The organism is Streptomyces humidus (assembly GCF_014649655.1).
GTDB classification, from domain to species: Bacteria; Actinomycetota; Actinomycetes; order Streptomycetales; family Streptomycetaceae; genus Streptomyces; species Streptomyces humidus.
In genome coordinates this window covers 1-12,971 of sequence record NZ_BMTL01000031.1, presented here as the reverse complement: position 1 = coordinate 12,971, position 12,971 = coordinate 1, and the positions used below count along the sequence as shown (strand labels likewise).

At 70.7% G+C, this 12,971-nt stretch carries 10 protein-coding genes and 1 pseudogene; 5 read left to right on the top strand and 6 right to left on the bottom strand.

The annotated features are described in order from the left end of the window. Nucleotides 1–256: 256 nt before the first annotated feature. Both IE239_RS30595 and IE239_RS30590 read right to left on the bottom strand, forming a co-directional pair. Complete coding sequence (locus tag IE239_RS30595) at nt 257–1,903, bottom strand: phosphatase (RefSeq protein ID WP_190152682.1); 1,647 nt, start codon at nt 1,901–1,903, stop codon at nt 257–259. 444 nt (nt 1,904–2,347) lie between these two features. Next, nucleotides 2,348–2,983: pseudogene (locus tag IE239_RS30590) on the bottom strand (RNA-guided endonuclease TnpB family protein); the annotation flags it as partial. Nucleotides 2,984–3,072: 89 nt separating this feature from the next. Between IE239_RS30590 and IE239_RS30585 the strand changes: the two are divergent. Beyond that, the gene (locus IE239_RS30585; protein WP_190152681.1) at nt 3,073–3,384 is read left to right on the top strand and encodes a hypothetical protein; all 312 of its coding nucleotides are present in this window, start codon (nt 3,073–3,075) and stop codon (nt 3,382–3,384) included. 119 nt (nt 3,385–3,503) lie between these two features. Here IE239_RS30585 and IE239_RS30580 read toward each other — a convergent pair whose 3' ends face one another. Further along, complete coding sequence (locus IE239_RS30580) at nt 3,504–5,321, bottom strand: hypothetical protein (protein ID WP_190152680.1); 1,818 nt, start codon at nt 5,319–5,321, stop codon at nt 3,504–3,506. A 363-nt stretch (nt 5,322–5,684) separates the two neighbouring features. Then, on the bottom strand, nt 5,685–5,813 hold the full coding sequence (locus tag IE239_RS43035) for a hypothetical protein (protein ID WP_268254543.1): 129 nt from the start codon (nt 5,811–5,813) through the stop codon (nt 5,685–5,687). Nucleotides 5,814–5,883: 70 nt separating this feature from the next. Between IE239_RS43035 and IE239_RS30575 the strand changes: the two genes are divergently transcribed. Next, nucleotides 5,884–7,056, top strand: a complete 1,173-nt coding sequence (locus IE239_RS30575) for a serine hydrolase domain-containing protein (protein ID WP_229878405.1) — start codon at nt 5,884–5,886, stop codon at nt 7,054–7,056. A gap of 355 nt (nt 7,057–7,411) precedes the next feature. Here IE239_RS30575 and IE239_RS30570 read toward each other — a convergent pair whose 3' ends face one another. Both IE239_RS30570 and IE239_RS30565 read right to left on the bottom strand, forming a co-directional pair. Beyond that, nucleotides 7,412–8,119 (bottom strand): TetR/AcrR family transcriptional regulator, encoded by a 708-nt coding sequence (locus IE239_RS30570; RefSeq protein ID WP_190152679.1) that lies wholly within the window; start codon nt 8,117–8,119, stop codon nt 7,412–7,414. 51 nt (nt 8,120–8,170) lie between these two features. Next, nucleotides 8,171–9,787: a gamma-glutamyltransferase family protein gene (locus tag IE239_RS30565; protein WP_190152678.1), complete on the bottom strand. Its 1,617-nt coding sequence runs from the start codon at nt 9,785–9,787 to the stop codon at nt 8,171–8,173. Nucleotides 9,788–9,971: 184 nt separating this feature from the next. Between IE239_RS30565 and IE239_RS30560 the strand changes: the two genes are divergently transcribed. The 3 genes from IE239_RS30560 to IE239_RS30550 all read left to right on the top strand — a co-directional run bounded on the left by IE239_RS30560 (nt 9,972) and on the right by IE239_RS30550 (nt 12,595). Then, on the top strand, nt 9,972–10,847 hold the full coding sequence (locus IE239_RS30560) for an ABC transporter substrate-binding protein (RefSeq protein WP_190152677.1): 876 nt from the start codon (nt 9,972–9,974) through the stop codon (nt 10,845–10,847). A 31-nt stretch (nt 10,848–10,878) separates the two neighbouring features. Then, nucleotides 10,879–11,724: an amino acid ABC transporter permease gene (locus tag IE239_RS30555; protein ID WP_190152676.1), complete on the top strand. Its 846-nt coding sequence runs from the start codon at nt 10,879–10,881 to the stop codon at nt 11,722–11,724. Between the two features lie 103 nt (nt 11,725–11,827). Further along, the gene (locus IE239_RS30550; RefSeq protein WP_308435437.1) at nt 11,828–12,595 is read left to right on the top strand and encodes an amino acid ABC transporter ATP-binding protein; all 768 of its coding nucleotides are present in this window, start codon (nt 11,828–11,830) and stop codon (nt 12,593–12,595) included. The last annotated feature ends 376 nt before the right edge of the window (nt 12,596–12,971 follow it).

Sequence of the window (12,971 nt, the reverse complement as noted above, 5' to 3'; positions counted from 1 at the left end):
TCCCTCACGGTCGAGCGGCCCGGGTGGGCCGGGGGCACGGCTGGTCAGCGGCCGGAGTGGGGGAAGCTGTGCGGCCTGCAGCGGCGCGGGCGGCAGACGCTGATCGGCCCGGCGGGGAGTCTGGCGGCCCCGGTTGGCCTCGAGGTCCGTGGGTGAACGGACGGGCGGTGAACTCTTGTCAGCGCTCCGGTGGCCGATGGGCCAGTGAGGCGGGACGTGAGCATCGGTCGCCGTCCCGCCCCAACTGGCCGCACCCCTACTTGTCGTCCGGGGTGATCTCCCAAGTGGTGTTGTCGCCGTGCTGCTGGGTCCAGAAGAGCCGCCAGCCGTCACGGAACAGCCTCGGCACCTTGGCGCCGAGGATGCCGTGCGTGCCCGGGTCGCCGTCGGAGACGTGGATGCCGGTGATCTCGTTGTCGCCGTCGTTCTGGATGCCGCCGTTCACCGAAGACAGCATGTTGTCCAGGGTCGCCGAGGGGTCGCGGCCCTCGGCCAGGAAGCGCACCGGCTGCGCGCCGCGCGAGTAGTCGGTCGTCGTGGCGAAGACGTATCCGGAGTCCAGGGCGCCGCGCTGGGTGTGCACGGTGTCGCTGGCGTCCTCGACGAACGCGACGTGCGTGCGGTCGAGGAAGGTGACGTTGTCGATGCCGGTGTGCGCTTTGTCGCCGGCGTAGAAGACGCTGAGCTTGCCGTCGTCCGAGCGCGGGTCGCTCTGCGTGAGCTTGTAGAGGGTGCCCCAGCCGCCGTAGCCGTCGTTGGCCGTGCTGGTGGTGTTGGTGTCGCCGGTGGCGTCGAAATAGAACTCGCGGAAGTCCGTGCCGGGGCGGAACTGGCCGTTCTCGGTCCGCTTGAACGGGGTCGCCTTGGCAGCCTTCGCCAGGGCGTTGGCGTCGAACGCCTTGCCACTGGTGTCGGTCTTGGTGTCGTGGATGGTCACCCAGTGGGTGGTCAGGGCCGGACCGTAGTTGGTCAGGTCCTTCTCGTCGTCGGTGAACGCTCCGCCGGTGGGGTGCGCGCCGTCGACGTTCTGGAACGCGATGGGTGAGCCGCTGCGGCGGGAGACCACCTGCAGTGCCTGGAGCCTGCCGCCCTTGGTGAGGTCGTGCTTGTCGTACGGGATCAGACGGTAGACGAAGCTGTTGGGAATCTTCGTCTTGGTGGCGACCGTCGCGCCGCCGCTGTCCTCGGCCATCCACAGGTTGCCGGCGGAGTCGTTCTGGATGCCCTCGTAGCCGGCCCGTCCGGTGACGAAGGAGATGTCCTGGACCTTCGAGTTGATGTCCGGGGTGGCCTGGAGCACGGCGCCCGCGGTCCCCTCCTCGGAGGTGAACAGCAGCCGCTTGGCCCAGGGGTCCCAGGTGGAGCCGTCGATGGCGGGAATGCTCGTGCCGTCGGTCTCCTTGGTGGCCAGGAGCGTCACCCGGTGCGCCTGGTCGGCGTCGAGGTTGACGCGGGTGATGTACCCGGCCTCGCCGCCCTCGTGGCCCTGGAAGAGGAAGTGCGTGCCGTACGAGTACGACGCGTCGGCGCCGTGCTGACCGGACAGCCTCAGGTAGGTGTTCTTGTCGGGCTCGGTCTTGCCGGCCTCGATCTTCACTCCCGGGGCCTGCTTGATGCCGGGGTCGGGCAGCAGCGTGCCGTCGCCGAGGTATCCGTAGTACGGGACCTGGTCGGTCGGGTTCTCCAGCCTCAGGGAGCCCTGCGCGACGGGGTGCTCGGTGAGCCCGGGCGACAGGACGTTCGGAGCGGTCACGCCGCGGGCGTCGGTGACAGCCGGCACCGACGACCAGGCGGCCACACCGCCACTGGCGTCGGCGGCACCGGAGGACAGTGCGAGGCCGACGCCGATTACGCCCGTCACCACCGCTGTCGCGACAACGCGGCTACGTGTCTTCTTGGCCATGTGCGAACACCTTCCAGAGGAGCGAGGGCACACAGTCAAGGCACAGTCGCCGTCGCGGGACGGCCGGATCGGCGTCGGCCCGGTTGATGATTCATGAACATTGCGTGGTCTTGCCCGGCAAGGCTGTACGGCAGCGGAGTACAGCAACCACCGCGACCACAGGGGCCCGCAACCGCACCGGCCGAGACCGGGTCATCGGCGGGGCCCGCTCGCTCTCCGACAGCGCCTCGCGATGCATGGCATGTACCTCTCAATGAGTTCGACATGTCCGGCCCGGCTGAAGCCGTCCGGAGACCGTGGCTGCCGAACGCTCCACGGGGTCACCTGTGGTGTTCGTGGTCCCGGCGGTCCTCGCGCCTCCAGCGCGCCCGGTTCTGGCGGCTTTGACTTGCTCCTCGGGCTGAAGCTCGAGGATTCTGGCCTTCTCGACGTGTTGCCGTGCCGCTACGCGGCACGGTGTCGGGTCGGGAATCCGTGGCTTCCTGTTTCTTCGCGCTGTGCCGGGATCGCTCCTGGTCTTACCGGCGCTCCGCAGGCCGATACCGCCAGTCCGGCGGTCGTCTTCACGTTGATCGCGGCATTGGTGTCCCGGTCGTGGACGGTACCGCAGGCGGCACACGTCCATTCCCGGACGTTCAGGGGTTTGGGTCCGTCCTTGACGCCGCAGGTGGAGCAGGTCTGGGAGGTCGGTGTGAACCGGCCGATCCTGACCAGATCGCGGCCGTACCGTTCTGCTTTGTATTCCAGCATGCCGATGAACGAGGACCATCCGGCGTCGTGCACGGACTTGGCCAGCTTCGTGCGGGCCAGTCCCGCCACCGGCAGGTCCTCCACGGCGATCCCTTGGTTCTCGGAGATCAGCTTCGTGGAGAGCTGGTGGTGGAACTCACGGCGCGCGTCAGCAACTTTGGCGTGGGCGCGGGCGACCTTCAGACGGGCCTTGGCCCGGTTCTTTGATCCCTTCTGCTTGCGGGACAGTTCCTTGTGGGCCTTCTTCAGCTTCTTCTCCGCACGCCGCAGGAAGCGCGGGGAGTCGGTCTTCGTGCCGTCGGAGAGGACCGCGAAGTGCGTGAGGCCGATGCGGCTCGGCACGGGCTGTACCGGTGCTTCACCTGCGCACCGCCGGACCACGCCCGTGCGGTAGTAGCCTTCCCGCGCGGAGGGGTGCCATGTCTGCGTGGATCATTCTGTGCTCCGGCTGCTTTGTCGTCGTCCTGGGCGTGTCGACCTTGACCGGCAGCCGGGGAATCGCGGCGTATACGCGGTCACCCAGGGCTGGTTGGGGCGGGATCGCGATGGGTGGCGGCTTCGTCCTGGACGGCGGGGCCAGGCTTCTCGGGCTCTCTTCCGGAGCGGGGATGGTTGTTTCCACCATTGCTCTCGGGGTCATCGTGCTCGGTGCGGTGTTTCAGCTGCGGGCTGGAATGTTCGCCAGAGCTCGTCATGCCGGCGACGCAGATCGAGCAGTTCGGTTCTCCTGACCCGCTGCAGAGTGGGACCCCAGGCCAGTGGCCTGGGGTCATGTGTTTCCGAGAGTGACCCGGTGCCGGCCGTCGAGGATTTCGCCGACGGCGTGCCTCGCTGACCGGCGGATGCGGGCTCAGCGACGGTTGTCGTCGATGCCTCGTTCGTAGACGTGCCGGTCGCGTTCCCGGCCGAAGACGATGTTCTTGATGGTCATGGGCCCGGCCGTCGAGCAGTCGGCCGGGGTGTCGTCCACGCGCGCCATGGCGGTGGCGATCCAGACGCCGCCGCCCGGGTGCCAGCCGCGGACGGTGAGGTAGTCGCCCCACTCCCCCTCGTCTCCCGTCTGCGGGTTGCTGCCGGAACAGGCGTTGCCCTTGCCGGGGAGGAAGTAGTCGACGCTCGGGGAGACGGGTGTGATGTCGTCGAACACGGCGATCATGGAGCCGGGGAAGTAGTGGCTGTTCCCCGCGCCGCCGCCGAAGGCGTCGATGTAGCCGATGTGGCCGCGCTCGTCCGGGGCGATCGCCGGGTAGGCGTGACCGATGGTGCGGCTGTACACGTCGTGGCTGAGGCCGACGCGCAGATCGGACTCGCGGACGACGGTGATCCTCACGTACGGGAAGGGCCGCTGTGTGCCGTACTGCTGAGCGGCCCAGGCGAACCACAGGTGGCCGCGGCCTCGTGCGGCGAACACGCCACCGGACGTCGCCCCGCCGCACCAGTTGGTGACCGTCTTGTCCTTGCTGCTGCAGTCACCCTCCCTTCCCGGAACCTGAAAGGTCATGTAGCGGAACGGTGGTACGTCCCGGTCGACAGTGGTCACCCACTGGGACTTCTCCGGCCAGACCAGCAGGCGCAGTCGGCGGCCCTTGCCCTCCGGCAGGGTGGTCGACGCCGCGTAGGCGACGTCGGTGATGCCCTGGGGGACCCGCAGTTCCCCGTCCTCCCCGTAGGCGCCGCCCCCGATGGTGTCGGTGCGGGTGATCGAGTCGTAGTGAGCGGGACGCCCGGCGGCCAGATCCGCCCGCGAGACCCGCAGGAGCGCCGCGGCCAGGACGTCGTAGTCGTCCGTCCCGTCGTGGAATCTGATGAGGCGGGTGGTCAGATACAGGAACCGGTGGCCGATCACGACGTCGTTGTAGTCGAGGTTCAGGTCGTCGGACCAGCCGAAGGCGGACGGGGTGATCGTGTAGGGACGCCAGTCGACGAAGTCCCCGATCCGGGAGTTCGCGAGAACAAGGTGTCCACCGCCCGGGTGCTCGTTGAAGGCGGGAATGTACTGCAGCACCCAGTGCTGCCGGCGGTAGGAGAAGTCGGCCTTGGTGACCTGGTCGCAGCAGAAGTCGGGGCCGAAGACGGTGTACGGGTCCAGTCCTCGCCAGTTCCTGCCGTTGTCACGGGAGAACTCGGCGTGGAAGTTGCCGGTGGCGAAGATGTCCCGGCCCGACTGGTCCGTGCTGGGCTCCGGTTTCCACCACGGCAGTCCGGTCGTCACCGGCACGCTGGTGTCGCGGAACAGCGTCAGCCGCCTGGGGTCCCTGGGCGGCGGGGTCGGTCGGTGATCCGGGTCGGGCACCGGCGCGCCCAGCCGTGGGGAGACGTCCGGCACCAGGGCCGGGGCCGGGGCCGGGTCGGCGGGGCCCGGTCGCCGCCGGGGGTGGCCCGGCCGACGCGGTGTCCGCTGAGCTCGGGCGGCCGGGGCCGGCGGTCCGGCCTGCGCGTGCACCACGGGTCCCGGCTGCAGCACCCCGCTCAGGGCACGCTGCGGTCCCGGTGTCGACCACCTCTTCGCCCCGCCCGAGGAGGGCGCGCCTGCCGCGGCGGAGATTCCGGCGCCGGCGGCGTCGACGCCGGCGAGCAACAGCACGGTCGCCAGGGCGACGAGCCAGACCCGGTGCGTGCTCGCAGCAACACAGAAACGCCGTTTCTGACGTCTGGTCAGTTCAGTCACGGAAGACAAGATCTCGTCATGTCCGCCACGGGGGCGGCAGACAGGCCCGGAGAGTCCACCGGCCGGCTCAAGCGACGGCGCCGGCCACGAGGGACGCGGGTCCTCAGCCTCCAGGTTTCCCACCGGGCGCCCGGTGGGCCGCCCGGGTGGCCCCGGACGTCCACGCGGGTGAACACCCGGATGCCGCCCCGGCAGGCCACCGGTCGCTGTCTCATCCTGGCCTTGCCGTCCTCCGCCGCACCACGCTCACCCACTCGGCGCGGTACTCACGACAAGCACATCCTGGACCTGCGGACCCCGCGGCTCCGCGTCCGCCAGGCAGTGGGCGGCCCAGCCGGTCCCCGACCGGTTCCACAACCCGTTCTACGACCGGTTCCACGAGCCCATCGGCACGGAGGAGATCTCCCTCGGCGGGTTCTCCGACTTGCTGATCTTCATTCGGCGCAGCACGGCGGCCCGGATGCTTGCGGGCACCTCGTCGGGACCGGACACGCCCGGACACGACCGGACCTCACCAGTCACCCGCACAGCGACCGTTACGGACCCGTCATGGAGGCATTCCGTGTACCGACCCTTGCTGCCCAGAGCCGTTCTCAGAGGGCTCGCCCTCGTGCTCGGCCTCGGGCTGCTCGCCACGCCGGCCTCGGCGGCAGACGTCCGCGACGGCGCGACGCGCGGCCCCGGACACCCCAGCACGCTCCTCGACGTCCTTGACGCGGCCGTCCGGCAGGGCTCGCCCGGCGCCCTCGCCCAGTCGCGCACCGGCCACCGCGTCCGCGATGCGGCAGTCGGCGTCGCCGACATCCGGACCGGTGAACGGCCCAGGGCACCGATGCGGTTCCGCATCGGCAGCGTCACCAAGACGTTCGTGGCGACCGCGGTGCTCCAACTCGTCGCCGAGCACCGGCTCCGGCTCGACGACACCGTGGCGGACGTCCTTCCCGGCGTTGTCGACCGCAACGGCAACGACGGCTCGGCCATCACGATCCGCATGCTGCTCAACGACACCAGCGGCCTGTACGAGTACACGCAGGACCCCCGGGTGGAACAGATCGCGGTGCAGGACCCGAAGCACTGCTTCACCCTGCGGGAACTGGTGCGCTTCGCGACGGACCACCCGCCGGCCTTCGCCCCCGGGACGTCCTGGGAGTACTCCAACACCAACTACTCGCTGCTGGCCATGGTCGTCGAGAAGATCACCGGCCAGACCTACGGCGCCCGGATCACCCGCCGGATCCTGCGGCCCCTCGGCCTGGCCGCCACGTCCTTCCCCGGCTGCTCGCCCCTCCTGCCCTTCCCTCGCCTGCACGGGTACACCAAGCCCGACCCGGCCGACCCGGCGGGCCCGGAGATCAAGGACGCCACGGACTACAACCCCTCCTTCGCCGCCGGGAACGGCGACATGATCTCCACGGTCGGGGACCTCGACCGCTTCGACTCCGCCCTGCTCCGCGGCGGACTTCTCCCCGCCCGGCTGCTGCGCGAGATGCTCACCCCGACGCCGGGGTCCTTCCCCAACACCGACACGCTCCGCTACGGCCTCGGCGTGGTGATCGCGCGGACGCCCTGCGGCGTCACCGTGTACGGCAACGCAGGCTCGATCCAGGGCTACGAAACGTGGATGAGCGGCACCCGCGACGGCCGGCACACCATGTCCTTCGTCCTCAACAACGACTGGCTCGACCCGACCGACACCATCGAGCAGGCGATCACGGCGGAGTTCTGCGCCCATTGACCGACGGATACGGCCGCGCTCTCCCGGCCCGGGCACGCATGCGGCCTCGGCCCGGGCACGCATGCCGCCTCGGCCCGGGCACGCATGCGGCCTCGGCCCGGGCCGCCTGGACGCGGCTGCCTGCGGAGGGCCCGTCGTCATCAGCTGCCGGCGTCGGGAGGGCCGTCCGTTCCGTGAGCCGGGCCGGCCGGGCCCGCGCGACGTCGGCCGTACACCCGCTGTCGCCCAAGCGCGCTGCTCCGGACCGCAGCCCGGTCGGCTCTGCTCCGGCCGGCGCGCCACGGGCGGCAGCTCTCCGGGAGACCTCGGCTCCCGTCGCGTCGCGCCCGCGCCGTGAGGCCCGGCGTACCGCGGCTCAGGTGTCGCGGGCCTCGCGCTCCGTCTTCGCGCGGACCGTGTCGATGACCGCCTGGACGGCCGTCACGAAGTTCTGGGGGTCGTCCAGGCCCACGAAGCGAGGCGCGACCCGCGCGATGTTGGGGTATCTGTCGTGCGGCAGCGTGAGGTAGTCCGTCTTCCAGGCGTGCAGGTCGGCGTCCCGGAGCTCCGGGGACAGCGCGGCCAGACTCGCGTCCATGGCGCTGTAGGCCAGCACCATGTCGGCGAAGACCCGGTAGTAGCGGGCGGCTTCGGCGTCGTCGAGGCCGGCCCGGCGCATGCAGTCCAGTTTGCGCTCCACGGACCTGAACTCGTTCTCCCGCCGGGCGGTGCGTGCGGCGGCCAGGGCCCCCACCCGGGGATGGCGGAGGAACGCCTCATGGGTGTGGATCGCGATCTCCATGAGGTCGTGGGCCCAGTCGTCCGTGGGCGGCGGGGTGTTGGCCAGTGCCTCCTCGTGCAGGGCGTCGATGAGTGCGAGCAGCAGTTCGTCCTTGTTGCGGAAGTGCCGGTAGATCGCCGTCGGGTGGGCGGACAGCTCACGGCCGAGGGCCTGGAACGTCAGCTTCTCCATGCCGGAGGAGTCCGCGACCCGGAACGCCGCCTGGACGATCAGCTCCTGACTCAGGGTGCCTCGCGGCAACCGGCTCGCCCTCTTGGTCGTCCTGGCACTGCTGTCGGTCATGCTGCCTTCCCCATGTCGATCCCTCCCATGATCGCGCACCCGGCCACGGCGTCAGCCGGCGACCGCCGAACCGTCCGCGCGCGGATCGGTGGCCGCCGCCAGCATCTGCCGGCCGTCGCCGGGGACCCGCCGGACCAACTGCCCGTGCCCCACCCCGTCGTCGTTCGCGTCGAGCGACCGGACCGTGAAGCCCGCCTCCTCGATCGCGTGGACGCCGGCGGGAGGGACGTCCTGCTCGGTGCTGACGACGCCCGCGCCGGTCGTCACCCCCGCCTCCATGGCTCCGAGGACCCAGCGTGACACCGACACGGCGTGTTCGGGAGAGGAACCGGCGGCGAGATGCAGAGCCATGTGCGTGTGCACCTGGGGCTGCGCGCGTCCGCCCATGGCCCCGTGCGCGCCGACGAGTTCGCCCCCTTCCCGGACCAGGACCGGCATGAGCGTGTGCAGGGGCCGCTTCCCTCCGGCCAGCCCGTTGGGCGAGGCGGGGTCGAGGGAGAACGAGGCGCCCCGGTTGTGCAGGACGATCCCGGTGCCGGGGTCGAGCAGGGCGGCGCCGAAGCTGTGGAAGACGCTCTGGATCAGAGAGACCCAGGTGCCGTCCGCGTCGGCCACGACCACCGCGACGGTGTCGCCGGTCGCCTTGCGCTGGGCGAGCAGGTCGACCGCCGTGCCCGACATGGCGTGCTCGGCGACGCGCCGCGCGTACTCGTCGGACAGCAGGTGGTCGACCGGGGCGCTGCCCCAGTCCGGGTCGGCGCAGTAGCGGTCGCGGTCGCCGGCGGTCCACGCGAGCACGGAGGCGACCAGGCCGGCGTCGCGGCCCAGCGGGTCGAGCGGTCCGCGGACGGTGCGGGCCACGTCGAGCGCCTTGAGACCCTGGAGGAAGTAGAGGCCCTGCGAGTTGGCGCCGGCCGACAGGTACTCGACACCGTCGTACTCCGCGGCGAGCGCCTGCGACAGCTCCACGGTGTGTGCGGCGAAATCCTCCTCCGTCATCGCGGAGCCGCCGGCGGCGAGCAGCTTCACCAGGCTCGCGCCCACCTCTCCGCCGTACATCGCGGCGGGGCCTTCGGAGCCGATCAGGGCCAGGGAGCGGGCGAGGTGGGGCTGGCGCAGCGTCTGTCCGGCCGCGAGGACCTCGCCGTCGGCGAAGAACACGCCCCGCATGCCGGGATCCCGCACCAGGTGGCCGCTCTCGCGTGCGAGGTCCTGGGCCAGTCCGGGGGCCACGGGCACCCCCTCACGGGCGGCGGCCTCGGCGGGTGCGAGCGCCGAGGCGAGCGGACGGGTGCCCCAGTTCTCGGCGAGAGCGCCCCATCCGGCGACCACGCCGGGAACCGTCACCGGCAGGGCGCCGAGGACCGGCATCATGTCGTGCGCCGCCGTCAGCGACGCCACGTCGACCGCGCGGGGAGAGCGGCCGCCGGCGTTGACGAAGCGGACGTCCCCGTCCCGGGTGCCCACCATGGCCAGCAGGTCGCCGCCGACGGAGCACTGGTTGGGGTAGACCACCGTCAGCATGGCGGCGGCGGCCAGGGCCGCGTCGACCGCGTTGCCGCCCCCGCGCAGCACCTCGGCCGCCACCTCACTGGCCGCGGCGTGGGGTGTCGCGACGGCCCAGGCGCCGCCTCTCGCGGCGAGCGGACGTTCGGTGATTGCGGACATCGTTCCCCTTCCCGGGTGCGCCGGCGGCCGCCTGCGGTGCGGCCTCTTTAACCGTCGCGTTACGTGAGACTTCTTGACAGTCCGAGAGCGGCGGGCCAAGCTTCCCTCTCATAGTCAACGTTATCGACTATGGCATTGACTTACATCGCCGCGCAACAGCGCGAACTCTCAAAGGGGTTCGGAAATGGCCAGGTCGCTCTCCTTCTCCCGTAGATCGGTGTCCGTACTGACCGGCACCACCGCCGTGGCCGCCATGGCCCTCACCGGATGCGCCGGGAACTCCGGCGGCGCCGACGCCGCCGCCACGACGGCCGCGTCGGTCAAGGTGCCCGCGGGCGCGCTCGTCAAGGACGGTCAGATCACCTACTGTTCGGACATCAGCGCGCCGCCGCTGACGTACTACGACGTCGCACAGAAGCCGGTGGGCGCCGAGATCGAACTCGGGGACGCGCTGGCCGCCGAGCTCGGGGTCCGGGCGAACTGGGCCAACACCAACTTCAACGGGATCATCCCGGCGCTGCAGGCCAAGCAGTGCGACGCGATCATCAGCCAGCTCTACATCAAGCCGGAGCGCGAGAAGGTCGTCGACTTCGTCCCGTACATGTACGCCTCCAACACCCTCGTCGTGGCCGGGAAGAACGCCAAGGACGTCAAGGGCGCGGAAGACCTGTGCGGCAAGAAGGCGGCCGGGCAGACGGGCACGACCGTCATCCAGTACCTCACCGACCAGTCCGGGAAGTGCACGGCGGCCGGGAAGCCGAAGATCGACATCCGGCAGTTCACCAAGGACAGCGACGCCCTCCAGCAACTGCGCATCGGACTCGTGGACGCCTACGGCACGACGCTGGAGACCGCCGCATACGTGCTGAAGCAGCAGCCGGACACCTTCAGCCTCGTCGGCGAACCGTTCAACCGCATCAAGGTGGGAGCCGCGACCCGCAAGGACGACACGGCCCTGCACGACGCGCTCACCAAGGCGCTGGCCGCGGTGAGCAAGAGCGGCGCGTACGACACGATCCTCAAGAAGTGGAACCTGTCCGGCGACGACATCGCCAACTGATCCCACGGCAGGCGCGCAGAGAGAAGACCACGTGACCCACGCAACCGTGCTCGCCGACGCAGGGCAGCCGGCCGGCTTCGACTGGCCGTTCTTCTGGCACTACTTGTTCTCCCCCTCCGGGGCGTTCCTCGACGGACTCTGGCGCACCGTCTACATCTCGGTCATCGCCCAACTGCTCGGCGTGATTCTCGGATTCGGCGTCGCCCTGGCCCAGCGCAGCCGCTTTGCCCCGCTGCGCTGGGGCGGCCGGACCTATGTCTGGCTGATCCGCGGCACGCCCCTGCTCGTCCAGCTCGTCCTCGTCTACAACGGCCTCGCCGCGGCGGGCGTCTACCGCTTCGGCGACGTCCAGGTGGGCGGGCTGGTGCTCCTCGGCGTCGTGCAGGCGGCCACTTTGACGCTCGCCCTGAACGAGGCCGCGTACATGGCCGAGATCTTCCGCGCGGCCCTCGGCGCCATCGATCCCGGACAGGCGGAGGCGGCGCAGGCGCTGGGCATGACCCCGGCGACGACCATGCGGGTCGTGCTGCTGCCGCAGGCGATCCGGATCATCGTTCCGCCGCTGGGCAACGAGTTCAACCTGATGATGAAGTCGACCTCCCTGCTGTCGGTCATCGGCCTGCAGGAGATGTTCCTGACCGCGCAGTCGATCAACTCGGCGACCTTCAAGACCTTCGAGATATTCCTCGTCGCCGCGTGCTACTACCTCGCGCTGACGACGGTGTGGTCGTTCGTCCAGCGGTTCATCGAGCGCAGACTCGCGGATCCCGGACGGGTGATCGCCGCACCCTCGCTGCGGGATCGGCTCGCCGGCGGCGGCCTGCGCCGCACCGCCGGCCGCCAGGACGCCACGCTCGTAGGCAAGGAGGCCCACTGACATGGAACCGATCACGAAGCAGGCCGGGGAACAGCGGCAGGCCGGGGAACAAGAAGGTCACGGGGCCGGGGCGTCCGCCGGTCCGGCCGACGCGTCGGCGGTGATGTCGGCACGCGGGGTGGTCAAGCGCTTCGGCGACGTACGGGTGCTGAACGGCATCTCCATGGACGTCCGGGCCCGCGAGGTCGTCGTCATGGTGGGGCCGTCCGGGTCCGGCAAGACCACGTTCCTGCGATGCCTCAACCACCTGGAACGCATCGACGAGGGGGAGATCCTCATCCACGGCCGCCCGGTCGGCTACCGGCCGCGGCAGCCCGGCTCCGGCCGGCCGGTGGAGGAGCGGGCGAAGGTGGTGGCCGAACGCCGCCGCAACATCGGCTTCGTCTTCCAGCGCTTCAACCTCTTCCCCCACCTGACAGCGCTCGACAACGTGGCCGTCGCGCCGACGAAGGTCCTCGGCACGCCGAAAGCCGAGGCCAGGGAGCAGGCGCAGGCCCTCCTGGCGAGGGTGGGCCTCGAACACAAGGCGTCGTCACGGCCGTCGGCACTGTCCGGCGGCCAGCAGCAGCGCGTCGCCATCGCCCGCGCCCTCGCCATGAAGCCGGAGCTGATGCTCTTCGACGAACCGACGAGCGCCCTCGACCCGGAGATGGTCGGCGAGGTCATCGCCGTGATGAAGGAACTCGTCGACGACGGCATGACGATGATCGTGGTCACGCACGAGATGGGGTTCGCCCGCTCGGCCGCGGACCGGCTCATCATGTTCGACGGAGGGGAAGTCTTGGAGGACGGTCCCCCGGAGCAGCTCATGACCGACCCCGCCCACGAACGCACCCGCGCCTTCCTGCGCCGTATCAACGAGGGCGGCTGAGTACGCGCGGCGGGTCCGTGCGGACCGTCCTCCGGGAGAACAGTCCTCCGGGAGAGCCGCACTGAGGCGTCGGCAGGGCTCGGCATGGCTCGGCGTGGCTCGGCAGGGCGACGAGGAGTGGCGCCGCGGCCTCGCGGCCTCGCGGCCGGCCGCGACGATCTGCCCGGCGCCTCCCCAGGGCCGGCAGGTCCGGGGGAAGGGGACCGTCGTCGGTCCCCTGGCAGAGAGGCGCGGGGCAGGGGTCGCGCTCCACGGAGCGCCGGGCGGGTGGTGCTCAGGCGGGCGGGTGGTGCTCAGGCGGGCCGGGTGGGGGCCCGTAGCTCCGTCGTGTATCCGCCCTGCGGGGTGGGTTCGGCGGTGAGGGTGCCGTCGAGCA